This is a genomic window from Chloroflexia bacterium SDU3-3 (assembly GCA_009268125.1).
Taxonomy (GTDB): Bacteria; Chloroflexota; Chloroflexia; order Chloroflexales; family Roseiflexaceae; genus SDU3-3.
This window is the reverse complement of sequence record WBOU01000007.1, coordinates 258,320-282,917: the sequence shown is the minus strand read 5'-3', so window position 1 is coordinate 282,917 and position 24,598 is coordinate 258,320. Positions and strand designations below refer to the sequence as shown.

The following is a 24,598-nucleotide window of genomic DNA, read 5'->3' as shown; positions in this document are numbered from 1 at the left end:
CCTGCCGCACGCCTGCCGACCTACGGCAGGCGCTGCGCTGTTGCCCGCCGCGCTAGTATCTGGTAAGATAGCACGTCCCAAGCGAACGGAGAGACACTGTGACAACACACGAGATATACCCCATCCTCCACCCATCCGAGGACGCCCTGCTGCGCCTGCCCTTCGACCAGTATGGCCGCTACCGCATGGTGCAGGAGGCGGTGGACACCGCCGCCAAGGCCCTGGGCAAAGAGAAGCTGACCATCCTGGATGTGGGCGGCTACTACCAGGAGGCCGACGGCACGCCGCGGCTGCCCTCGCAGCAGTTCCTCGGCCAGCACGACCTGACGGTTCTGGACCTGCCCGAGTGCGATCTGCCCGGCTACACCCAGGGCGACGGCACCGCGATGACGTTTGGCGACAGCTCGTTCGACCTGGTGATCTCCTGCGATACGCTGGAGCACATCCCGCCGAAGCTGCGCGACCGCTTCATCGGCGAGCTGGTGCGGGTGGCGCGCTACGGTGTGATGCTGATCTGCCCGATCGACGACTACCGCACCGCCCTGGCCGAGAAGGTGCTCTACGCCTACATCTTCGCCGAGCTGCACGCCTGGCACGACCAGCTGCGCGAGCACCGCGAGTACGGGCTGCCCCAGCTGCCGCTGGTGAAAAAGGCCTTCGGCGGTGCGGGCGCAGAGCTACGCGACTACCCCTCGGGCGACCTGCACGCCTGGCTGCCCATGATGCTGGCCAAGCACTACATGATGCGCTTCACCCAGAGCCAGCCCGAGCTGCAGTTTGGGCTGGATGAGCTGTACAACCGCACCTACGCCTACGCCGAGCGCCGCGACCCCAGCTACCGCCGCCTGATGGTGGCCGTAAAGCAGGACGAGGGCGGCTGGCATGGCGCGGTGGATGCGGCCCTGGAGCCGACGGTGGTGCGCGACGGCCAGCTCGACCCGCAGTTCTGGCACGGCATGGCCCAGCACGTGATGTCGCTGCTGCAGGTGGGCCAGGATGACCGCCGCGAGGATCTGCGCGCCCACATGCTGCAGACCTACATCGAGGGCCAGCGCAACCACGTGTCGAACCTCGACCGGATCATCTCCGACCAGCAGGTGGAGATGAACAAGCAGCACAGCCACATCCTGCACCTGCAGAACCTGCTGCAGCTGCAGCACGAGCGCACCGACCAGCTGCAGGATCACATCCGCGACCTTGAGCTGAAGGCCGCCTGGCTGCAGAAGCAGGCCGACGAGGCCAACCGCCAGCTGGAGGCGCTGCGCAACGGCGCGGCCATGCGCATCCTGGGCAAGATCGGGCGATAGCGCGGTGACGCGCGCTACCAAAGGGATCGTAGAGCACCATGGCTGAACGCCACGCACCTGAGCACACGGCCACGCGGCCCGGCAGCGGGCTGCTTGGCCACGGCATCTGCCTGCTGCTGATCGCGGCGGCGGCGCTGTATGTGCTGGCCGCCAACTGGGCCAACACCTACGACGATGCCTTCATCACCTACCGCTACGCCTACAATCTGGCCAGCGGCCAGGGCTTCGTGTACAACCTGGGCGAGCGCTACCTGGGCACCACCGCGCCGCTGTACGGGCTGCTGCTGGGCGGCGTGGGCGCGCTGGGCGGCGCGGGGGTCATCCCCGCCGCCAGCGGGGTGATCTCGGGGCTGGCGCTGCTGGCGGCCAGCGTGGCGCTCTACGCCTACGCCTGCCAGCACCGCCAGCAGATCTGCGGGCTGTTCGCCGCGCTGTTCTTCGCCACATGCCCGCTGCTCTACGCCACGTTCGGCGGCGAGATGCTGTTCCAGGTGGCGCTTATCCTCTGGGCGTTTGTGGCCAACCGCGCGGGGAAGGGCTACGCCGCCGCCGCGCTGCTGGCGCTGGCCGCGCTCACGCGGGCCGACGGGGCGCTGGCGGGCGCAGTGGTGGGGCTGCACATGCTGGCCACGCGGCGGCGCATCCCCTGGCGCGAGGCGGCCCTGGCGGCGGCGGTGGTCGCGCCGTTCGCGCTGGCGGCCTGGGCCTTCTACGGCTCGCCGCTGCCCGCCACGCTGGATGCCAAGCTGGCCCAGCGCAGCAGCGGGCTTTGGCAGCCCTTCACCACCGGCATGGTCGAGTGGGTGAAGGCCTACACCATGCAGGGCAGCAGCTTCCTGTTCCCCACCATGCCCGCCGCGCCAAACGCCATCCGCTTCATCCCGCTGGTGGCGCTGGGCCTGCCCGCGCTCTACCGCTACCGCTTCTGGCTGCTGCCGCTGGCCTGGGTGGCGCTGTTCACCGGCAGCTACATGCTGATGGGCGTGCCTTTCTACCACTGGTACATCGTGCCGGTGGTGGTGGCGCTGATGGTGCTGGCGGCCAGCGGCGCGGCGCTGCTGGTGGATGCGCTGGCCTGGGCCGCGCGGCGGGCCGCTGGCGCGCTTGGGCGACACATCCCCACGCCGCAGCCGATCATCGCCGCGCTGGTGGCGCTGGCGCTGGCACCCGGCATCGCCGCGCAGCTGCGCGATATCCAGCGGCTGGCGCTGCAGCCGGATGCGGTGGAGGAGGCCTACGAGCAGGCCGGGCGCTGGGTCGACCAGCACACGCCCGCCGAGGCCAGCGTGGGCTACTTCGAGATCGGCTACCTGGGCTACTACGCCCACCGCCGGATCGTCGACCCGCTGGGCCTGATCGACCCCACGCTGGCCCCCCACGTGGCCCGGCGCGACCTGACCTTCGCCTACGAGCGCGAGCGGCCAAACTATATCATCCAGAACCAATCGATCTTTACCGAGTATATCGGGGCCGTGGCTAGCCTGGCCTGGTTCCAGAGCGACTACCGCGAGGTGGCGCGCATCCCCGTGCAGGGGCGGCCCGACCTTATCGTGTTCCAGCGAAAGACCTAGCTTTTTGTTTAACGTTACGCATTTCATTACACCGAGGACTTGAATGGGACTTCCCAGCGTTTCTGTGATTGTTATCAACTTTAATGGTCGGCAGCATCTGGATGCCTGCTTCCGCTCGCTTGTGCAGCAGAACTACGGCGGCCCGGTCGAGATCATTATGGTGGATAACGGCTCAAAGGATGACTCGCTCGACTTCATGCGGGCCAACTACCCGCAGGTCAAGCTCATCCTCAACAGCCGCAACACCGGCTTCGCCCCGGCGGTGAACCTGGCGGCAGCCGAGGCCACCGGCGACTACCTGGCCATGATCAACAACGACGCCTACGCCGCCCCCGACTGGCTCAGCGAGCTGGTGCGCGTGGCCGAGGCCCGCAAGGGCGAGGGCGTGGCCTGCGTGGCCACCCGCGTGCTCGACTGGCACGGCAAGACGATCGACTTCACCATGGGCGTGATGAACTTCCACGGCTTCGGCGCGCAGCAGTTCTTCCAGGTGCCCGCCGACCGCATCAACGTGGGCGAGGAGCCTATCCTGTTCGCCAACGGCGGCGCGATGCTGGTGGACCGCCGCGTGTTCCACGAGATCGGCGGCTTCGACGAAGACTACTTCGCCTACTTCGAGGATGTGGACCTGGGCTGGCGGCTGTGGGTCTGCGGCTACAAGGTGGTGCTGAACCCCAAGGCTGTGGCCTACCACCGCCACCACTCGACGGCCAGCACCATGTTCCCCTACCAGACGCGGCTGCTGTTCGAGCGCAACGCCCTGGTCACGATCATCAAGAACTACGACGACGAGAACCTGCAGAAGGTGCTGGCCCCCGCGCTGCTGCTGCTGTTCAAGCGCGCCTCGTTCGAGACGGGCGAGAACGTGCGCCGCGAGGACTTCGACCTGCGCACCCGCGACAGCGGCGAGCGCTTCCCCAAGGTGGAGGTGCCCAAGGCCGCGATCAGCTGCCTGCTGGCCGTGAACGACATCGTCGAGACCCTGCCCCACGTGTTCGAGAAGCGCGCCAAGGTGCAGGCCCTGCGCCGCCGCTCCGACACCGAGGTCTTCCCGCTGTTCCGCACGCCGCTGCTGGCCAACTTCAGCGACTACTACCCCTACCTGATCTCGGTCGAGCAGATCGTGAACCAGTTCGCCCTGCCCGAGATGTTCGAGGAGGTGAAGCGCAACAACGTGCTCATCCTCAGCAGCGACCCGCTGCGCCCCGAGCTGGCGGGCACCGGCATCCGCGCCGTGGAGATGGCCCGCGTGCTCAGCCAGTACTGCAATGTGACGCTGGCCGCCTACGAGTCGGCGGATGTGCAGATCGAGGGCGTGCGCACCATGGTCTTCGACTACGACGACCTCGACCCGGTGGAGCGCATGGTGGCCGGACACGACATCATCCTGCTCCAGGGCTTCCTAGTCGAGAGCTTCCCGTTCCTGAACACCACCTCGCGGTATGTGGTGGTGGACATGTACGACCCCTTCCCGCTGAGCAACCTGGAGTTCGGCCTGGTGCGGCCGCCCGAGTTCGGGCGCAACCAGCAGAGCGTGGATATGCAGGTGCTGGGACACCTGCTGGGCCTGGGCGACTTCTTCATCTGCGCCAGCGAGGAGCAGCGCAACTACTGGCTGGGCGCGCTCACCTTCGCCCGCAGGCTCAGCCCCGAGGTCTACCGCCAAGACCGCACGCTGCGCAACCTGATCGACCTGGCCCCCTTCGGCCTGCCCGCCGAGCTGCCCCAGCACACCAAGCAGGTGATGAAGGGCGTGGTGCCCGGCATCGCCGAGGATGACACCGTGCTGCTGTGGGGCGGCGGGATCTGGGAGTGGTTCGACCCGCCCACGCTGCTGCGCGCCATGGCCAAGGTGCGCGAGGTGCGGCCCGACATCAAGCTGTTCTTCCTAGGCAAGGGCCACCCCAACACCCGCGACGTGCCCGAGATGGAGATGTCGAAGCGCACCACGCAGCTGGCCGAGGAGCTGGGCCTGATCGGCACCACCGTGTTCTTCAACCAGAACTGGGTGCCCTACGCCGAGCGCCAGAACTACCTGCTGGAGGCCGACATCGGCGTGAGCACGCACTTCGACACCACCGAGACGACCTTCGCCTTCCGCACGCGCCTGCTCGACGCCTTCTGGGCCGGGCTGCCCATGATCGTGACCGGCGGCGACATCCTGTCGAAGACGGTGGAGGAGCGCGACCTGGGCTATGTGGTGCAGCCCGAGGACGTGGACGGGCTGGCCGAGGCCATCCTGAAGCTGGCGGGCGAGAGCGACCGCCGCGAGAAGCGCGCCGCCGCCATGGCCGAGCTGCGCGCCCAGTACACCTGGGAGAAGGTGCTGCAGCCGCTGGTCGACTACTGCCGCGCGCCCTACCGCGCCGCCGACGCCATGCGCCGACGCCCCGGCGGCGCGCCCGCCGTGACCGGCATGGCCAGCCCCGCCACCGACCTGATCCGGCGCATCCAGATGCTGGAGAAGGTGGTCGAGGAGAAGAACGACCATATCGGCAACCTAGAAGACCTGATCAAGCGCCTGGAGTCGGGCAAGCTGATGCAGGCCATGAACCGCATCAACCGCCTGCGCGGTGGGATGTAGGAGCGCACGGCAGCGCGCCGCCCCGGGCCACGTGGCCTGGGGCGGCGCGTTTGTTTTGCCGAGCGGGTGGCGCTCGGCCAGCGTATGCGGCGTGGCATCACTCGGCGGGCGTGGCCGAGCTAGGGGGCGCTAGGGAGCGACGCTGGCCCGCTGGATGGGCCTGTCGAGTAGCGCCAGATCCTCGGCCTTGCTACCATCCGCGAACGAGCGGGTGATAGTGTACTGCTCGCCCACCTGGCGCGAAAACAGCAGCGAGCCATCGGAATCTCTCCCCATCAAGAGCATCACCGACTGCCCAATAGTGGTAGGGGCAGCCCCGCCCGCCGATGGTATCGTAAACAGCGTGTGGCTGAAATCGCCACGGTACACCAGCGTGCTGCTATCATCGGCCCAGAGGTAATTTGTAATATCTTCAAGATGAGTGGCAAGCTGCTGCGGGCTGGTGCCATCCGCATTCACCGACCAGAGCGCGCTCGACACAAACTTCCCCGAGTTGTAGACCGTAACCGTATACGCCAGCTTGCTGCCATTGGGCGACCACTGCAGGTAGATGCTATCGGCCGTAGACATGTGATAGAGGGCAGCCCCATCCGCATTGGAGATCCACAGACCAGTTGGATAAGAGTTATAGGCGATATAGCGGGAGTCGGGCGACCATGTATAGGTAACCGCCAAGCCTAGCTCTGCATCGAGCGGCGAGAGTGGCTTGGCCTCGCCGCCATCCACAGCCTGCACCCACAGGCGATATTGCGCATTCTCATCAGGCGAAAGATAGGAAATCTTACGGCCATCCGGCGTCCATTGAGGATAATAAAGGTTGGAAACCGTAGTGATCTTCTTGATCATGGTGCCATTAGCATCCAGCAGATAGCAATCGGTCTTAGCAGAATCGTTTGCTTTCACACTAGCCAGGATCTTGGTGCCATCGGGCGACCACCAGGCACGTGTCTGACTTGTCATCTCAGGCAGCAGCTGCACCACGCCCGAGCCATCGGCATTGGAGATGAATGCACCATTGTCTGCCGTATAGAGCAGCCGACTGCCGCGTGGCTGCCAGTTGTATATTCCACTTGGTAAGGTGTAGACCGTGGTCGATGCGATATTCACACTGGAGGGCGCATTGGCATTATTGAAAAGGTATGATCTATCGCTCGACCATGTTCCCCACCAAGAATCTGTGAGATCTGCTTGCTGGGTAAGCACCTTCTGCACCGTATGATCTGGCCCAGAGAGCACCGAGACGTCGTAGTAGGTCGGAATATGGATAGGGTTGCGGGCCTGATCGCCAAACTGGTTGTCGGACATGGTTATAAATGCCATCGTTGGCACGGCGGCGGTGCGCACCATGGGCAGGTAAACGGTGGACGCGGGCGCGGCATCGTCGGCGACGGGGGCGGCAAATGTGCGCGCGCCAGCGCCAAGCGCCAGCGCGGACACGCCTGCCATCGCCAGCGCCAGATACCTTCGTCGATAGCTCATACCATCTCTCCTTGTTGCAAGAGCACGTGACCTACCGCGAGTATATCGCCGCCGCCCGCTGGCCAACCATCCGCTTTCCTGACAAAAAATGCAGGTGGGAGCTAACCCCCGATGTACGAGCCTGCAAGCTAGGGAGCGACACTGGCCTGCTGGATGGGCTTGTCAAGCAGCGCCAGATCCTCGGCCTCGCTGCCATCCACACGCGAGCGGGTGATGGTGTACTGCTCGCCCACCTGGCGCGAAAACAGCAGCGAGCCATCGGTATCTACCCCAAGCAGGCCAGCAACCAACTCCCCAATAGCACTATATTCCGCCGCATGCGCTACTGGCCTCACAAACAACTGGTGGCTGGTACGAGTACGATACACCAACATGCTGCTATCATCCGTCCAGATCGGTAATCCGCTCAGATCACCGTAGATACCCTCAATGTCTTCGCTATGAAAGGAAACCTGCCGTATATTGGCGCTCCCCACATTCACCGACCAAAGCATGGACCCAAGGCCCAGAGAACTGTAAAAAGTAGTCACATACGCGAGATTGCTGCTATCGGGCGACCACTGCAACCGTTCTAAGTCATCAACCGCCGAGCGATAGTGCATAACCCCATCTGCATCGGCGACCCGCAGGCCGTTTTGCCTATCATAATAGGCAACATAGCGAGAGTCGGGCGACCATATGTAGGTCGAACCTGCGGCATCGAGCGGCGAAATCGGCTTGGCATCGCCACCGCCCACGGGCTGCACCCACAGGCGTCGTATCGAGTTCTCATCGGGCGCAAGATAGAAGATCGTGCTGCCATCTGACGTCCAATCAGCCGTAAGAGCAGGGATCGTAGCGATCTTTGTGATCATCGAGCCATCGGCATCAAGCAGATAGCAATCGGCATAATCGGCATCATTGGCGCGCACCCCGGCCAGGATCTGGGTGCCATCGGGCGACCAGCGTACAAACGTCACATCTGCCAGATTGGGCAGCAGCTGCACCACGCCTGAGCCATCCGCATTGGATATGAACCCAGAATCGGCGGTTGTAGAGAGCAGCCGATTGCCGCCCGGCTGCCAGGCATAATTTGCCCCGCTTGGCAAGGTGTAGACCGAGGTCGATGCGAGGTTCACACTGTAGGGTTCACCAGCATTATTGAGAAAATATGACCCATCCCCCGACCAGCGAAGATCCAGCACTGATTGTTGGGTACGCAGCTTCTGCACCTGATGCTGCGGGCCAGACAGCAGCCAGACATCATATTCGGTGGGGATGCCAGACTGGGGGTCGGCTAGGGTTGTGAAGACCACGGTTGGCACCGATGGTGCGGTACGCACCATCGGCAGGAAGACCGTGGATATGGCAGAGGGATCAGTGGTACCGAGGGCAGCATGCGTGGAAGCGCCAGCCCCCAGCGCCAGCGCACACGCACCGAAGACCACCAGAAGCGACGTTTGCGGTAGATATGCCCTCATTATCGTTTCCTTTCCACGATAGAGCGCATGCCAATATCACACCACATCTCAGGCCAGCAGTAAGCGCGGCGATCCAGCCTGCTGACTCAACAAACCATGCAGAAACGTGCTGAGCGATGCCACGACATCTGCGGCGTGGCATCGCTCGGCGGGCGTGGCCGAGCTAGGAGGCGCTAGGGAGCGACACTGGCCTGCTGGATGGGCTTGTCAAGCAGCGCCAGATCCTCGGCCTCGCTGCCATCCACACGCGAGCGGGTGATGGTGTACTGCTCGCCCACCTGCCGCGAGAACAGCAGCGAGCCATCGGCATCCTTCCCAATCAGCAACACCACCGACTGCGCGATAGCGCTAGGGGCAACCCCGCCCGCCGCAGGCACCGCAAACAGCGTATTGCTGGCGCTGCCAAGGTACACCAGCGTGCTGCTGTCGTCCGTCCACATCGGGAATTCATCCCAAGTATCATAGTTGCCCCTAATCAGCTCGCTGTGCACGGCAAGCTGCTGCAGGCTGGCGCTAGCCACGTCCACTGACCAGAGCGTGCTCGATTCAAGTTTTGCCGAATCGTAGGCCGTCGTCACATACGCCAGCTTGCTGCTATCAGGCGACCACACCAGGCGTGTGGTGTTGGTGGCCGTCGATTGGTATTGAATAACTCCATCCGCATCGGTGACCCACAGGCCGTTTACATGATCATCGTAGGCAACATAGCGACCATCCGGCGACCACTCATAGGTAAACTCGATCGCACCGGAGGCATCCAGCGGCGAGATCTGCTTGGCCTGGCTACCATCCACCGGCTGTACCCATAGGTGCCCTACCAAATTCTCATCGGGCGTAAAATAGAAGATCTTGCTGCCATCCGGCGTCCAATAAACAAAAATAGCAGGGATCGTAGCGATCTTCCTGATCATCGTACCATCGGCATCCAGCAGATAGCAATCGTTGTGATAGAGAACATCGGTGGGCACCTCGGCCAAAATCTTGGTGCCATCGGGCGACCACTGCGCAGAGATCACCTGCGGCATATCGGGCAGCAGCTGCACCACACCCGATCCATCCGCATTGGAAAGAAAGCCCTTTCTGACGAGCGAACTACCTTGGAATTCCGTATAGAGCAGCCGACTGCCACCTGGCTCCCAATCGGAAGTAGCACTACTCGGCAAGGTGTAGACCGTTGTCGATGCGAGGTTCACGCTATAGTTTAGGCCACCATACTGAAAAAATACGACCCATCTCCCGACCAGCCTGGAACGAGGCGGGACTGCTGTGAGAGCCCCTTCTTCACCTGGTGCTGTGGGCCAGAGAGCAGCGAGATATCGTAAAGGGTCGCCGGCTCGCTGGGGTTGCGCGCCTGATCGCCAAGCTGGTGGTCGGACAGGGTGGTGAATGCCACGGTGGGCGCGGAGGCCGTGCGCACCATGGGCAGGTAAACGGTGGACGCGGGCGCGGCATCGTCGGCGACGGGGGCGGCGAGTGTGCGCGCGCCAGCGCCAAGCGCCAGCGCGGACACGCCTGCCATCGCCAGCGCCAGCGCCAGATACCTTCGTCGATAGCTCATACCATCTCTCCTTGTTGCAAGAGCACGTGACCTACCACGAGTATATCGCCGCCGCCCGCTGGCCAACCATCCGCTTTCCTGACAAAAAACGCACGTGGCCGCTAGGGCACCACGCGCAGCGCCACAGCCCGCACCACCGCGCCCGGCAGCCCATCCACGCGCACCCGCAGCTGGTCAGGCGGCTGAGCGCCCTGGTCGGCGGGGCCGAGCATCAGGTGAAAGCGGTAGCGCCCGCCCTGCGGCGGCAGGTTGAACTGGGCCGCGTCGGTGCTGCGCCACGCGCCCTCGCCCGCACGCCACTCGAACACCAGTGCAGCCCCCTGCGGCGCTGGCGGCAGATCCAGCTCGGCGGCAAGCTCGCGCCAGCCTGGCGGCTGGGCAGCCACGCGCGGGCTAGCCAGCGCCAGCGCAGGGCCTGCGCGGAAGCCCGCGCCCGCCACGCAGGCAGCATCGCCCACCCACTCAGCGGGGCATGTGGAAAGATCCCAGCGCTCCTGTCCAGCGGCCTCGGACAGCGGGCCGGGGGATGCGTAGCGCATCTGGGTGATGCTCCAGCGCTGCGTCGCAGCGTCGAGGCCAAACACCACCTGCGTATCGTAGCCCGCCACGTCGTAGGCCAGCGGCCCGATGCTGGGGATAGCCCCAAGCGCAAAGGTGGACTGGAACAGGTGGCCGAAGGCGTGGTTCAGCCCCAGGCGGTAGATATAGGCACCCTGGTAGTTGTCGGGCAGTCCCGCTGTCTGCACCCTGCTGGCAGGCGGGATCTTTGGCAGCAGCCGGTGAAGCTCCTGCACCACGTGCAGGCTGTTTTGGCCAGCCACCTGCCAGGGGCCAAGCTGCCAGAGCATGGTCGCCAGCATACCCACCGAGGCCGCGCCGCCCGCCGCCAGCCCCGCGCGGCGCGGCAGGCGCGCGGCCAGCACCCCAGCGCCCGCCGCCAGCAGCAGGCACAACCCCACCGAGGGCAGGTAGAGCACGCGGCTGTTCTGCATGTCGGCCCCAACCGGCAGCAGGCCCAGCGCAGGGGCCAGCGTGCAGGCCAGCCACAGCAGCGCGGCCAGCCACAGCCGCCGCCCGCCCAGCGCAGCCATAGCCAGCAGCGTCAGCGACATTCCGCCCCACAGCAGCAGCGCCCAACCGGGGAAAGCCAGACGATTGAGCGGCGCGAGCAGGGTCAGCGCGGTCTGGGCAAGCGTCATGGGCAGCTGCGGCCAGAGGATGGGCCGATCGCCATAGCCGCCAAGGCTGCCCCAGGCCTGAACACGCTGGATCAGGTTGGCCGCCAGCAAGGCCCAGCAGGGCAGCATGGCCACAGCCAGCCGCCGCAGCGGCAGGCGCGGCAGCACCGCCCAGGCCAACAGCGGGCCAAGCACAGGAAACACCAGGGCAGACTCCTTGGCCCACAGGCTCAGCTGGAAGGCCAGCAGCAGCCCCAGCAGCCAGCCCAGGCGTGCGCGCTCGCCCTCTAGGAAGCGCAGCAGGGCCAGTGTGGCCGCGAGGAAGCCTGCGGTCATCAGCAGATCGTACTGGCAGGCCAGCCAGGCCACCGGCTCGGCATGCAGCGGCAGCAGCGCAAAGGCGCACCCGGCCAGCAGCGCCGCGCGGCCATCCAGCAGCCGCCGCGTCAGCAGCACCACGAGCAGCGCGCACAGGGCGTGCAGCCCCAGGCTCACCATATGGTAGAGCGCAGCGTGGTAGCCAAACAGCCGAAACTCGCACCACCAGAGCAGCTTGCCCAGCGGGCGGTAGAAAAACCACGTGTGGTCGATGGCCAGCGCCTCGGCCAGCGGGCGCAGCTGGGCCTCGGTCAGCAGCACATAGTCGTCGGAGAGGAAGAAGGTGCGCAGGATGGGGGCATAGGAGAGCAACACCAGGGCCAGTAGGCCCACAGGCAGCCACCATCTGCGGCGGAAAAGTAATGATGCCATGAGATCCCTTTTATCCGATCAGACCTATTGCTTATAAAGCGCCAATCCCAGAAAGATACTAAATATCTCAAATAATCAAAGACAAATCTTTTCACAGCTCATTTTTCAAATCACATATCCAATAAAATCCCACATTCAGAGAAATCTTCTCTTTTCAATACCGTATTCTAAATAAAATATGCGATTATCTATAAAATCACAGTAGCTATCGATAGAGATTAAATATTGAGATACACACTCTAAATCAAGAAAAACACCCAATCAACGTAGACAACCTTCGTATTTCCTGACCATTTTGTCAGATAAATCGCATCAACATCACCAGATAGCTGTGATAGGATGATGAAAGGCAGGTATCAACACAAAAACGCCACCCCTGACTCAACTGCCAGAGGTGGCCATATACCGCTCGTGCCAGCATCATCTACCGCAGGCTAGATCTCCAGCATATAGCCTGCGCCGCGCCGGGTCTGGATAAACTCGGTTTCGGGGTCAATCTCGCGCAGGGTCGAGCGCAGGTTGGCCACCACGCGGTCAAGCGCGCCAGCATCCATCCCCGGGTCGTAGTCGCGTCCCCAGATGGCCTGGGCGCAGGCCTCGCGCGTGCAGAGTGCGCCAGCGTTGCGGTAGAGATACACCAGCAGGCGCAGCTGCGACTGGGGCAGATCCATAGGATGCTGGTTGAGCAGAAAGCGCATGCCGCGCTCATCGAACACCAGGCGCGGCGAGGGCACGTAGGTAGGGTCGGGATCGAGAAAGCGCAGCGACGGCAGGGCCGAGCCGATGCCGATGGCGTCGCTGTCCTGCAGCACATGGGGCTGGGCGATCCGCGCGCCGTTGACAAAGGTGCCGTTGGCGCTGCCGGCATCTACCAGCAGGTAGCGCGGCCCATCGCGCTCGATGCGGGCGTGGATACGCGAGGCGATCCTTGCCGTTATGACAATGTCGCACAGCGACGAGCGGCCTATCGAGCTGCTCTCATTGACAAGCATGAACTCATCGGGCGATACCGACGGATCAAGCGCTAGAAGGCATGCAGGGTTATTTTGGCTCTGTTCCATCATACCGATTTTCCTCTATCCAAAACCGCAGAGCAGCAAGGGCGCTGCTAGAGGCTAGCCCCAGAAGTTGGTCGCTCGGTCGGCTCGCTGGTCGGCTTGCTGGTCGGCTCGCTGGTCGGCTCGCTGGTCGGTTCGCTGGTCGGTTCGCTGGTCGGTTCGCTCGTCGGTTCGCTCGTCGGCTCGCTCGTCGGCTCGCTGGAGGCTTGCGGCGTCGAGGTTGAGCCGCCAGGGCCAGGGTAGGCGTCGCTGGTCGGCTTCTCGGTGGCCGACATGGTCGGCTCGCTGGTCGGAATATTCGTCAGATCGAGAGTTGGCTCTATCGTGATCACGATCTGGGTCCGCACCGGGGTCGCCGTTGGCGAGTCGCGGTTATCCGAATCTTGCTCTTGGCGTGCCGAAGGCCTATTTGGCGCGGCGGTGAGCGTCACAGGCGTCGGCGGCTCGGGCGTCGGCGGCTCGGGCGTCGGCGGCTCGGGCGTCGGCGGCTCGGGCGTGCGCGAGGGGCGCGGGCGCACAGTAGGGCGGCGTGTCGGCGTAAGCGTGGCCGTGGGTGTGAGCGTGGCCGTGGGTGTGAGCGTGGCCGTGGCCGTGGGCGTAGCCGTGGCCGTGGGGGCCTGTGTAGCCCGGCGCGTGGGCCTGAGCGTTGCGGTGGCGGTGGTGGATGGAGTGAGCGTTGCGGTGCTCGTTGGGCGGTTGCCCATCAGGCTCATGATCGGGCCGCCGCCGCCAGGCTGCGACAGCAGCGGCGGCAGCACGCCACCACCGATCAGCGCGATGCCGACCACGGCCAGGCCCACCCAGGCCGCAGGCGCGCGCAGCGGCAGGCTCCAGCGCCCAAGGCGCAGGGTACTGGGCGCGGCTGGCCCGAGCGAGCGAATGTCGGATGACAGCGCACGCTCCGCTGGTGCGCTCGCCGGTTCATCTTGGATGGCCGTGGCCACGCGGGGCGCGCTGCTGCCCGAGGCCGCATGGGCCACCAGCACCGTCTCGGCCTGGGATGCATCCTGCACGATCACGCTGCGCACCTCGTCCAGGGCGGCGCGCATGGCGCGGGCGGTGGGTGGGCGATTATCGATCCGCAGGTCGAGCGCGCGCATAAGGATGGAGCTGACGGCGGCGGGCACGCTCGGGTTCAGCGCGCGCAGGTCGTGCAGCGGGTCGGGCAGGCCGTTGACGCTGGCCTCGACCCGCTCAAGCGCATTGGCGGGCGTGGCGTTGGCTAGCAGGTGGTAGAGCGTGGCCGCCAGCGAGTAGATGTCGGATCGCGGCTCAGTGCCGTTGGAGCGGATCTGCTCAAGCGGGGCGTAGTTGGGCGTGAAGCCAAAGATGCTGCTGACCGTCATCGCCTCGGACTGCGTGGTGGCGGCACCCTTGGCGAGGCCGAAGTCGAGCAGCACCACCTGACCGTTGGGCAGTACCTTAAGATTCTGAGGCTTGATGTCGCGGTGCAGCACCATTATCTCCTGCTCGTGCAGGTAGATCAGGGCATCCAGCAGCTGATCGGCCCAGCGCAGCACCTGGTCTAGCTCGAACGGCTGGCTGCGGCGGGCCAGCTGCGCCGCCAGATCGGGGCCTGGGATAAACTGCATCACCAGGAACTCAACCTCTTCCTCGCTGAAGAAATCGGTCACAAACGGCAGCGCGATATGGCGCAGCCGCGCGAGGATATAGGCCTCGCGCTGGAAGGCATTGCGGAACTGCCCGTTGTTCACCAGCGTCTGCTTGATCGCCACCGAGGTGCGCAGCCGGGTGTCGGTCGCCTCGTAGACAGCGCCCATGCCACCGCGCCCGATCAGGCGGATGATCCGATAGCGGCCCTGCAGCATCGTCTTTGGAGGCAGCGTGTTGTAGGGAGAAGCGGTCATGGTTATGTTGGTAGGGCGGCAGCAAAGCCGCAACCCCGCGACAGAAGTGGCTACATGCGATAGCGGCCCCGCCACCAGCACATACTATTGTACTCTATAAAAGACTCTCAAACGTATACGCTAGTTCCCAACGGTGCGTTGCGAATCCTGCTCCATCCGATAGGCGAGCAGCGCCACATCCAGCGACTGCGCCGCCGCCCGCGCGGTCTCCTGGCGCAGATAGGCCGAGAAGGCGCGCTGCACCGCTAGGTTGTAGCGGGTCTGCTGATCGAGGTTCGGGCGCACATACCAGCGTGTGGCCACGCTGTTCCAGATCGTGCGGAAGCGCGCCAGCACGCCCAGCCGCGAGGTAAACTGCACCTCGTGATGGACGCTGTTCTCCTCGGCCAGCGCGAGCTGGGCATCGATCAGGGCCGTTGTGTCTTCGGGCAGCTTGCGCGTGCGCAGATCGCCGCCAAGCTGCCGTAGGCTGGCGCGGGCGGATGCGTTTGGCAATTCTGGCGCTGGTACGCCTCTATCATACACCAGCGAGGCAACTTGGCAATCAACCATTGGTGCTATTCGCAGCCGCGCGTGCTCGGCGGGGCGGAAGCTGCCCCATAGCTCGGGCCAGGCCAGCCACTTGGCGGCGTAGCGCAGCCGGTTGCGCAGGTAGTAGCCGTAGAACTCGGGGCTGTACTTGCCGGTGGATGAGGCCTCGGCGTGGCGCACAGCGGCGCGCGGGGCCACCACGCAGCGCATGCCAGCGCGCCGCACACGCTCGCAGAAGTCAACCTCTTCCCAGTAGGCCGGGTAGAAGCCCTCGTCGAAGCCGCCCAGCTGCCGCCAGACCTGCCGCGCGAAGCCCATGGCCGCGCCGTGCACCGCATCCACATCGGCCAGATCCTCGCCCAGCGGCGCAGTGCGGTGCGCTGTGAGCAGCACGCGCATGTCGATGTCGCTGCCCAGCGACTGGATGCGGCCATCCGGCTCCAGCACGCGGCTGCCCGCCACACCCACGCCCGGCTGGGCCAGCGCGGCCAGCAGCTCGCGCGCCCACGATGGCTCGGGGGTGGCGTCGGGGTTGAGCAGCAGCACGTACTCGCCCGTGGCGGCGGCGGCGGCGCGGTTAACCCCGCCAGCAAAGCCCCAGTTCTCGCCCTCGGCGATCAGGCGCACCTGGGGGAAGCTGGCGCGCACGCGCTGGAGCGTGCCATCGTGCGAGGCGTTGTCCAGCACCAGCAGCTCGTACGCACCCAGCGGCTCCAGCTGGCTGGCCGCCGCCAGGCAGGCCTCGATCTGCTCGGCGCTGTTGTAGGTGATGATGGCGATAGTGGCGATAGGCGCGCTAGTCATCGCAGATCTTCCAGCCACCGGCCAGCGGCACCACGCCGTAGCGCTCGCTGAGCCCAGTGCTATGCACAGTGATCGGGTAGAGCCTGTCGTGGTGGTCGTAGGGGTGCTGCATGGTCTCATCGTAGGCGGCCACGCTGAAGGCGTAGCGCCCGGCCAGCAGCGGCAGCGACTCGATCACGTAGTCCACGTGGCCAGCGCCCTGCACCGAGGCGATGTCGACATGGCTGAACGCGGTGTTCGGCCCGCTGATCAGGAAGCCGCTCTCGTGGTTCAGGCCGATGCCAAACACGGGCCGCTCGATGCGCTGATGGGCCACGTAGTGCATGCGCACCGTCAGCGGCTCGCGGGTGTTGAACACCAACTGGTCGCGGCCCGTCGCGCCGATCAGCTCGACCCGCACGATCTCGATCTCGCGGGTGCCGCGCCGGTAAGGCGTGTCCTCGCCCGCGCCGGTGGACAGGCCGCGCTTGCGCAGCGCCTCGGCCTCGGCCTCATTCACCTTGGCCAGGTAGGCATCCACCACCTCGCCCGCCTCGCCCACCAGCTGCGGCTCGCCCTTTTCCAGCCACACCGCGTGGTCGCACAGCGTGCGCACTGTGTCGAGCGCGTGCGAGACAAACACGATCGTCTTGCCCTGCTGGCGGAAGCTGTAGATTCGCTCCATACACTTGCGCTGGAAGGCCTCGTCGCCGACCGCCAGCACCTCGTCGGTGATCAGGATGTCGGGGTCGACCGAGGTGGCCACGGCGAAGGCCAGGCGGGTGTACATGCCCGACGAGTAGTGCTTGACCTCCATGTCGATGAACTGGCCGATGCCCGAGAAGTCGATAATCTCCTCTAGACGCAGCTCCATATCGCGGCGCGAGAAGCCCATCAGCGAGCCGTTCAGGAACACGTTCTCGCGCCCGCTCAGGTCGGGGTGGAAGCCGCTGCCCAGCTCCAGCAGCGCCGCGATCCGCCCGCGCATCTGCACCGTGCCCGTGGTCGGCTCCAGGATGCGGGTCATCAGCTTGAGCGCGGTGGATTTGCCCGCGCCGTTGTGGCCCACCAGCGCGATGCTCTGGCCCTCGGGCACCTCGAACGAGACCCCGCGCAGCGCCCAGTAGTCCTCGGACTGGCCGCGCGGGCGGAACAGGCCGGTGATCCGCTCCTGAACCGTGTCGCGTTTATCGGTGTGCAGCGTGAAGCGCTTGGAGACATCGTGAAATTCTATCGCGTTTGCCATTTCTCACCTAGATCGATTCGCCAAACGTGCGGCTGCGACGCTGGAAGAACCAGTAGCCGACCGACAGCACCACCACCGCCGTCAGAAACACCCGAAACACGCTGTCGAGCGCGGGCCAGGCCGTCACCGGGATCTCGTTCACATATACCACGCCGCCGTAGAGCGTCTCGTGGTAGAACTCGATCAGCGAGGCCATGGGGTTGAGCCAGCGCATCGCCTGCTCCTGCGCGGGGCTGAGCTGCAGGTTGGACATGGAGTAGACCACCGGCGTGAGGAAGAACCAGAACTGCACCAGGATGCCGATCAGGTGCACGAAGTCGCGGAAGCTGACCGCCAGCGCGCTGGTGAAGAACACGATGCCGGTCATCAGCATGGCCTCAAGCAGCAGCAGCACCGGCAGGTAGGCGTAGGTGATCGAGAAGTTGATATGGCCAAGCGGCTTGTAGAGCAGCTGGGCGACCGCGATCACCAAAAACATCATCGGCAGCGAGAGCACATAGTTTACCAGCGCCGAGATCACGCTCACCATCGGCAGGATCTCGCGCGGGAAGAACACCTTCTTGATCAGGTTGGCGTTGTCGATGATGCTGCGCGAGCCGCTGGTCATGGCCTCGGCGCAGAAGTTCCAGGGCAGCAGGCCCACGATCAGAAACACCGGGAACAGCGCGATCGCCTGCTTCTGGAGCGTGCTGAACACGAACAGGAACACCAGCATCAGCAGCAGCGGGGCCAGCTGGGTCCACAGGTAGCCGAACATGCTGCCCTTGTAGCGCACGCGCAGGTCGCGCAGCACCAGGTTGCGGATCAGCTCGCGGTATGACCAGATCTCGCCCAGCTTGGGCATCACCCCGGCGCTGCGGTCGAGCGCCACGCCCAGCCCGCCGAACACCAGGCCCAGCAGCACCACCAGCCCTAGCAGCTGCGGGATCTGCGGGTCGATCACGCTGGCGGCGGTGGCCAGCTGGCTGCGGTACACCGCGCTCGGCGCGTCGGGGCTGTAGGTCTCGCCATAGGTGCTGTAGAGCACGGCCAGCGCATCGCGGATGGAGGCCAGGCCGCGCTCCAGTCGCTGCACGTCGGTGGTCATCTGGGCGCGGGCCTCGCCCTCGGCCCCGTCGCGGCGCACCCGCAGGGCGTACAGATCCACCTGGCTCAGCTCCTGCTCGCGCACCTCCAGCGCGCGGGCCAGGTCGCTGCGGTCCTCGGGGGCCAGCATGTCCACGGTGTGGGGCTTCTCGACAAAGTTCACCGCCACGCGCAGCGGGAAGGCCTCGCGCAGCCAGATGTCGCGCAGGTCGCGCTGGAAGGCATCCTTGGCGGGCGTGCCGGTGGCCGCGCCGTAGGCCTCCCAGCCCACCAGCTGGCGGAAGATCTCGCGCCCGCCCGCCGCCCGCAGGCTGCGCGCGAAGGCCTCGGCGGCGTCGTCGGCCAGCCGCTGGGCCTGGGCCGCATCGTCGGTCAGGGTCGTCACCAGCACGCGGCCATCGGCCTGGGGCGCAAACGTGACCGAGAAGCTGCTGTTCGGGCTTTCGTAGCTGCCCAGGCGCGGGTAGACCGGGCCAGCCTCGGTCTGCTTCACGCGCAGCAGCCCCACAGCGATCTTGGCCACGGCGTCGAACTCGCCGCGCTCGGCGGCGTAGTTGGCGGCGTCGGGCTGCGTGGTCACCAGCGGCGCGTAGCTGCGCGCCGGGTCCACCTGCACGGCGCTCTGCGCGGTGTAGAGCACGGGCCGCGTGACGATGCGCGGCGCGCCCACGGCCAGCGCCACCAGCACGCAGCCCAGCAGCCAGATCCACTGGTAGGCCCGCAGCGGGCCGCGCTGGCGCAGCAGCGCCGAGGAGACGGTGGGGGGCAGGGCTACTCGGGCCATAGGGTCACCTCCACGCGCTGGCCGGGGGCCACATCCAGCGTCAGCAGGCCCGCGCCGGGCAGAGCCATGGCCGTGCCTGCGGCCTCGGCCCGCCGCACGCTGGCGGGCACGCGCAGCGCCAGCCCGCTAAGTTCGAGAGAGCTTGTATTGGTCACAGTTATCACCATTGTCTGATCGTTGTTGGTGCGCACATCCAGCGTCACCATGTCGAGCGCCTGCTGCCAGTCGGCGATCTCGCTCAGCGGGGCCACCCACAGCCTGCCCGCGTCGCGCTGGGCGGCGGCGTAGGCCACCACCTGCGCCCACGTGGCGAGCTGGCTGGGCGTCGTCACCTCCTCGGTGTGCGCCCACATGTCGATCATGCCGCCCGCCGCGATGGCCGCGTCGATCTGGCGGGTGGCGGCGGCGGCGCTGCCGTCGTGCAGGTAGAAGTCGGGGCAGGCCAGGATGCGCTCGTGGCCGGGAATGGGGCGGCAGCGCGGCTGCTCGACCAGGCCGTCGGCGGCGGGGGTGGCGCGGGCGAACAGCGCCGACTTGGGCTGCGACCACGCGGTGCGCGTGACCGAGCGGATGCCCGCCTCCTCCAGCGCGCGCCAGTCGTCGTCGCTCATGCCGTTGCTGCTGGACCAAGGGAAGGCCAGCGAGCGCGCCGGGGCCACGCCGCGCGCGGCGGCGGCTTCCTTCCAGGCCGCCAGATCGCTCCTCCAGTCGTCGCTGGTCACATATTGGCCCGAAAAATGAGCGAAGGTGTGCGACTGGATGTCCTGCTTCTCGGCCTGGAGCATGGCGATCAGGTCGCCAAAGTACCAGCCAGGGTGGCTGGCCACCGTGCCGCGCGGGTCGTCACCAAACCAGGGCTGCCGCGACCAATCCTGCTGCCAGCCCGCCTGCCGCGTGGCCCATGCGTAGGTCGGGTCGCCCATAAAGCTGCGGCCCTCGGTGTTGCCCATCAGAAAGTTGTAGCCGGTGGCGTAGTAGGTGGCGCGGAACCCGTGGGGCCGAAACAGGTCGAGCGTGGTGGTGACACCCTCGCGCATGCGCATGGCGCGCAGCTCGGGGGTGCTCGCCGCGTTGGGGTCGTCGCTGGTCGAGCGGGTGTGGATGAGGCCGCCCATCTCGGTCTCCCAGTCGAAGGTGAAGGCGAGCGCGGCCTGCGCGCCGCCGGGCCAGGGCGCGAGCTGCACCTGGGCGGGGGCGGCGGGGGGCTGCGCGGCCAGCTGGCTGGGGCCAAACATCGTGGCCCGCAGATGCATGCCATCTAGGTACACGCGGTCGTCCGAGCTGGGCTGCACATGCACCCGCAGCGCGGCGGCCTGGGCCGGGGCCTGCGCCGCCGCCGTGATGGTGGACCAATCCACCGCCGCATCCTGCCGCCAGAGCGAGGCCTGCTGCCAGATGCTGGGCTGCTCCGCCAGCGTCTGGCCCGCGCCATCCTGCCACTCGAACACCAGCCGCAGCCGGGTGGCCGAGTGCTTGGCGGGGCTGTCGGCCAGGGCGCGGCCCACAAAGCAGTAGGATCGCCCAGGCGCCACCGGCACCAGCGGCGTCAGCACCTCGTTGGCGATGCCGATCAGCTGGAGCGAGCGACCGTCGCCATCCAGATCGAAGCCCCACTCGTCGGGGTTCTGGCTCACGGCCTGGCCGCGCAGCTCCACGCCGGATGCGCGGCTGGCCCACCCATCGGGCATGCGCGATCCGTTCGCGGGCATCAGGGCCGCATTGGGCAGGATGTCGTCGCTCAGCAATGGGATGGGTGCGCAGCTCAGCTGGCGCTGCCGCACCATAAGGAAAGCGCCCACAAGCACCAGGAGGCCCAGCGCCAGAGCAAGCGCGAGAAAACGTCGGGTCACATGCCACCTCATCAAAGCGGCCTATTGTAGCATACTCTCTCGGCGGGAAACAAAACCCCGCGCTCCGGCCATGAATACCACGAAGACGCGAAGGCACGAGGTTTTTCACCACCAAGACTCCAAGACTCCAAGGGAACACAAGAGGACTTGGAAAGCGTGCAGAGCAAACCCTATCCACCCGGCCCATACGGCGAAGGTGCCGATAGGGTTTTGATGGCCATATGCACAAACACGAGCCGCCAGGAAACGGCATAGGAACACTCAACATTGGGGGTTCCAAGGGGGCGATGCCCCCTGGCGGGGTTCACAGGGGCTGGCCCCTGTGCGCCGCCCGCGCAGGGCATCCACCTACCAAACACATACCACCATCATGATTCGCAAGCAACCAGCCAAGCACAACTTGGTATCAGAAAAACACCGTGCTGCAAAAACCTATGCACCCGCTGCAAGAACCTATTTCATGACTACAAGAACCTATTTCATCCCTGCAAAAACCTATGCACCCGCTGCAAGAGCCTATTTCACCCCTACAAGAGCCTATTTCACCCCTGCAAGAGCCTATTTCATGACTACAAGAACCTATTTCATCCCTGCAAGAACCTATGCACCCCCTGCAAGAACCTATGCACCCCCTGCAAGAGCTTATTTCACCCCTGCAAGAGCCTATTTCACCCCTGCAAGACCTATACAAAAGAAAACCACGGACTCGCCTCGTGCTGTCACACCCAGCGCAAAGCTAGAGTGCAAAATACAAACAAAGCGGGCAGCATTGCGCCACCCGCCTTGTTTCATTCCGCTCTTCACCAAGCAAGCTAGGCCGAGGCCGTCTCGCTGGAACGGTTGCCACGGAACCAGTTGCGCCACTCGTAGTTCTCCCACACCACCAGCAGCTGGGCGGCGTTGAAGATCGACGAGTAGGTGCCCGAGATCAGGCCGATCAGCAGGATGATCACGAAGTTGCGGATGCTCGCGCCGCCAAACATCAGCAGCGCCGTGAGCGTGAACATCGAGGTCAGCTGGGTGTTGATCGAGCGCGGCAGAGTCTGCACGATCGAGTGGTTCACCACCTCCTCGAAGCTCTCGCCGCTGCGGCGGTGGGCCAGGTTCTCGCGCACGCGGTCGAACACCACGATCGTATCGTGCACCGAGAAGCTGATGATCGTGAGCAGCGCGGTGAGGAACAGCGAGTCGACCTCTAGACCCACGAAGTAGCCGAGGATCGAGGCCGAGCCGAGCACCACCAGCACATCGTGGGCCATGGCCAAGATGGCGCATGTGCCGTAGCGGATGGGGTGCGGGGCCTTGCGGAAGGCGATGGTCAGGTAGACCAGGATCACCGCCATCGCGCCGATCACCGCCAGCACCGCGCTGCGGGTCGACTCCTGGCTCACCGTCGCGCCCACGCTCTGCATCTGCTCGCGCTGGGCCTCGCCATACTTCGCGCTCAGCGCGGCCAGGATATCCTGCTGCTGCTTCTCGGCGTTGTTGGCGTCAAGCGACTTCGAGCGGATGATCGCGCTAGGCACCGTGCTGCCATCGGGCAGCTTGGCCTCGCTCATCTGAACCACCGCGTTCTCCAGGCCGTTCTGGGCGAAGATCTCGCGGATGTCTTCGGTGTGGATGTCGCTGGCCTGGGCCTTGGGCAGGTTGATCTCCCACATCGAGCCGCCAGCGAAATCGATGCTCGGGCGCAGGCCGATGCCGGGGATCATCAGAAACACCAAGCCCGGAAGGATCAACAGCAGGGAAAGCGCAAACCACCAGTAGCGGTGGGCCACAATTTTGTTCATCGTCGTCTCCTTCTAGGCTTCGGTCGCTACGCCGCGATCATCGCGCCGCCCGTGCTCAAGGCCAGGGGCCTCATCCAGCTCGTACATCCAGGGGTTCTGGGCAAAGGGCAGCGGCACGATCATGTGCAGGAAGGTGCGGGTCGCCGTCACCGCCGTGAACAGGCTGATCAGGATACCCAGGCCCAGGGTTACAGCGAAGCCCTTGATGATGCTGACGCCGAACGAGTTGCCGAACATGAACAGAATGACGCTGGTGATGATCGTGGCCGCGCTGGAGTCGCGGATGGCCGGCCAGGCCTCCTTGAAGGAGAGGTCGACCGACTTGCGCAGGCTCATACCCTTGCGCAGCTCTTCCTTCAGGCGGGCGAAGATCAGCACGTTGGCATCCACCGCCACACCGATCGAGAGCACGAAGCCCGCGATACCGGCCAGGGTGAGCGTGATCGGCACCACACGGTAGATCGCGAAGCTGATCGCGGTGTAGATCAGCAGCGCCACGGTGGCCAGCACGCCCGGCAGGCGGTAGTAGAGGATCATGAACAGCGCCACCACGGCCAGGCCGACGATACCCGCGAACAGGCTGGCCGACACCGAGTCGGCACCCAGGGTCGCGCCCACGGTGCGGCTCGACTCGATCGAGAGCGAGACCGGCAGCGCGCCGTACTTCAGCTGCTGGTAGATCGCCTCGGACTCCTGCTTGGTGCTGGTGGTGATCTGGCCCTGGCCGCCCACCAGGGTGGCCTGCACGGTGGCGCAGCTCTGCACCGTGTTGTCGATCACGATACACATCGGCTTGCCGATGTTCTGCGAGGTCCAGCGCTCCAGCGCGGTGGCCGACTCGCCGCGATACGCGAAGTTCACGGCGTACTGGCCCGATGTGATGTTCTGGTTGGAGCCGAAGTTCAGCATCACATCGCTGGTGCTCAGGTCGCGGCCCTTGGTGATGCTGCTGAAGATCGGGCCTTGGGCCTCGGTGGTCGGGGTGAGCGTGGCGGTGCTGGTGAGCGCGCCGGTCTCGCTCAGCGTCGCGGTGCTGGTGGGCGTGGCCGTGGCCAGCAGGGCGGCGGGGTTGGGGTTGTTGCTGGTGCGCACGATCGCGCCGGTGGTCAGGTACTGGGCCTGCGGGTCGACAAACTCCAGCTGGCCGGTGCTGCGGATGGTCTGGATGGCCTGCTCGGGGTCTTTGACGCCCGGCATCTCGACGACGATGCGGTCGTTCCCCGAGGTCTGCACCACCGCCTCGCTGACGCCGAGGCCGTTGACGCGCTGCTCGATCACACGAGCGGCAGTCTGGATCTCATCTCTGGTCACGGCCTGGTCGGTCTGCGAGACTGCTTTGAGCAGCACCTGGGTGCCGCCCTGGAGATCAAGGCCAAGACGCGTGCTCACATCGCGGCCAAGCCAGGTGTTGTCGGGCGCAAAATCAATCCAGATCGCCAGACCAGCCACCACCAAGATCAGGATCAAGGTTATAACATTTCGATTTCGCACGGTTGTGCCTGCCTCCATATAAAAACCAAAGGTCCGGAGCATACACACGCGGGGACCGCCAAAAAACTGCACTATTATAGTTGCTAGGGGTGCAGACTGTCAAAGTTTGGCATTGAGATGCAGATCGGTGCCACATGGCTGGGCACACCAAACGGCAGGCCCTGCGCCCCAAGGCGCCGGAAACCTGCCGCTTGATCTCACTCGCTGCAACGCTGTCGCATAGG

Annotated in this window: 16 protein-coding genes; 3 read left to right on the top strand and 13 right to left on the bottom strand. The window is 65.2% G+C overall.

The window, feature by feature from the left end:
- Positions 1-98: 98 nt before the first annotated feature.
- From F8S13_14105 to F8S13_14095, 3 genes are read left to right on the top strand one after another with little or no spacing between them, the layout of a single operon-like run.
- Positions 99-1,307: a class I SAM-dependent methyltransferase gene (locus F8S13_14105; GenBank protein ID KAB8142684.1), complete on the top strand. Its 1,209-nt coding sequence runs from the start codon at positions 99-101 to the stop codon at positions 1,305-1,307.
- A gap of 38 nt (positions 1,308-1,345) precedes the next feature.
- Positions 1,346-2,878 carry a hypothetical protein gene (locus F8S13_14100; protein KAB8142683.1) on the top strand — a complete coding sequence of 511 codons (1,533 nt, stop codon included), beginning with the start codon at positions 1,346-1,348 and terminating at the stop codon, positions 2,876-2,878.
- Positions 2,879-2,921: 43 nt separating this feature from the next.
- Positions 2,922-5,462, top strand: coding sequence for a glycosyltransferase (locus tag F8S13_14095; GenBank protein ID KAB8142682.1), 2,541 nt, complete (start codon positions 2,922-2,924; stop codon positions 5,460-5,462).
- Between the two features lie 129 nt (positions 5,463-5,591).
- Here F8S13_14095 and F8S13_14090 read toward each other — a convergent pair whose 3' ends face one another.
- From F8S13_14090 to secD, 13 genes are all read right to left on the bottom strand, one after another.
- Complete coding sequence (locus F8S13_14090; GenBank protein ID KAB8142681.1) at positions 5,592-6,941, bottom strand: hypothetical protein; 1,350 nt, start codon at positions 6,939-6,941, stop codon at positions 5,592-5,594.
- A gap of 128 nt (positions 6,942-7,069) precedes the next feature.
- Positions 7,070-8,401 carry a hypothetical protein gene (locus F8S13_14085; protein KAB8142680.1) on the bottom strand — a complete coding sequence of 444 codons (1,332 nt, stop codon included), beginning with the start codon at positions 8,399-8,401 and terminating at the stop codon, positions 7,070-7,072.
- Positions 8,402-8,574: 173 nt separating this feature from the next.
- Positions 8,575-9,447: a hypothetical protein gene (locus F8S13_14080; GenBank protein ID KAB8142679.1), complete on the bottom strand. Its 873-nt coding sequence runs from the start codon at positions 9,445-9,447 to the stop codon at positions 8,575-8,577.
- 155 nt (positions 9,448-9,602) lie between these two features.
- On the bottom strand, positions 9,603-9,959 hold the full coding sequence (locus F8S13_14075; GenBank protein KAB8142678.1) for a hypothetical protein: 357 nt from the start codon (positions 9,957-9,959) through the stop codon (positions 9,603-9,605).
- 101 nt (positions 9,960-10,060) lie between these two features.
- Entirely contained in the window at positions 10,061-11,887 is a 1,827-nt protein-coding gene (locus F8S13_14070; GenBank protein ID KAB8142677.1) for a hypothetical protein, read from the bottom strand.
- Positions 11,888-12,321: 434 nt separating this feature from the next.
- Positions 12,322-12,951, bottom strand: coding sequence for an FHA domain-containing protein (locus tag F8S13_14065; protein KAB8142676.1), 630 nt, complete (start codon positions 12,949-12,951; stop codon positions 12,322-12,324).
- Between the two features lie 44 nt (positions 12,952-12,995).
- Positions 12,996-14,813, bottom strand: a complete 1,818-nt coding sequence (locus F8S13_14060; GenBank protein ID KAB8142675.1) for a protein kinase — start codon at positions 14,811-14,813, stop codon at positions 12,996-12,998.
- Between the two features lie 120 nt (positions 14,814-14,933).
- Positions 14,934-16,268 (bottom strand): glycosyltransferase family 2 protein, encoded by a 1,335-nt coding sequence (locus F8S13_14055; GenBank protein KAB8142674.1) that lies wholly within the window; start codon positions 16,266-16,268, stop codon positions 14,934-14,936.
- The gene (locus F8S13_14050) at positions 16,141-17,373 is read right to left on the bottom strand and encodes an ABC transporter ATP-binding protein (GenBank protein ID KAB8142673.1); all 1,233 of its coding nucleotides are present in this window, start codon (positions 17,371-17,373) and stop codon (positions 16,141-16,143) included. Before F8S13_14050 ends, F8S13_14055 begins: the two co-directional genes overlap by 128 nt.
- A gap of 7 nt (positions 17,374-17,380) precedes the next feature.
- Entirely contained in the window at positions 17,381-19,243 is a 1,863-nt protein-coding gene (locus F8S13_14045; protein ID KAB8142672.1) for an ABC transporter permease, read from the bottom strand.
- Complete coding sequence (locus F8S13_14040) at positions 19,231-21,093, bottom strand: polysaccharide deacetylase family protein (GenBank protein KAB8142671.1); 1,863 nt, start codon at positions 21,091-21,093, stop codon at positions 19,231-19,233. The genes F8S13_14045 and F8S13_14040 overlap by 13 nt, the downstream gene beginning before the upstream one ends.
- 812 nt (positions 21,094-21,905) lie before the next feature.
- Positions 21,906-22,883: a protein translocase subunit SecF gene (gene secF / locus F8S13_14035; protein ID KAB8142670.1), complete on the bottom strand. Its 978-nt coding sequence runs from the start codon at positions 22,881-22,883 to the stop codon at positions 21,906-21,908.
- A gap of 12 nt (positions 22,884-22,895) precedes the next feature.
- Complete coding sequence (gene secD / locus F8S13_14030; protein ID KAB8142669.1) at positions 22,896-24,374, bottom strand: protein translocase subunit SecD; 1,479 nt, start codon at positions 24,372-24,374, stop codon at positions 22,896-22,898.
- Positions 24,375-24,598 lie beyond the last annotated feature (224 nt).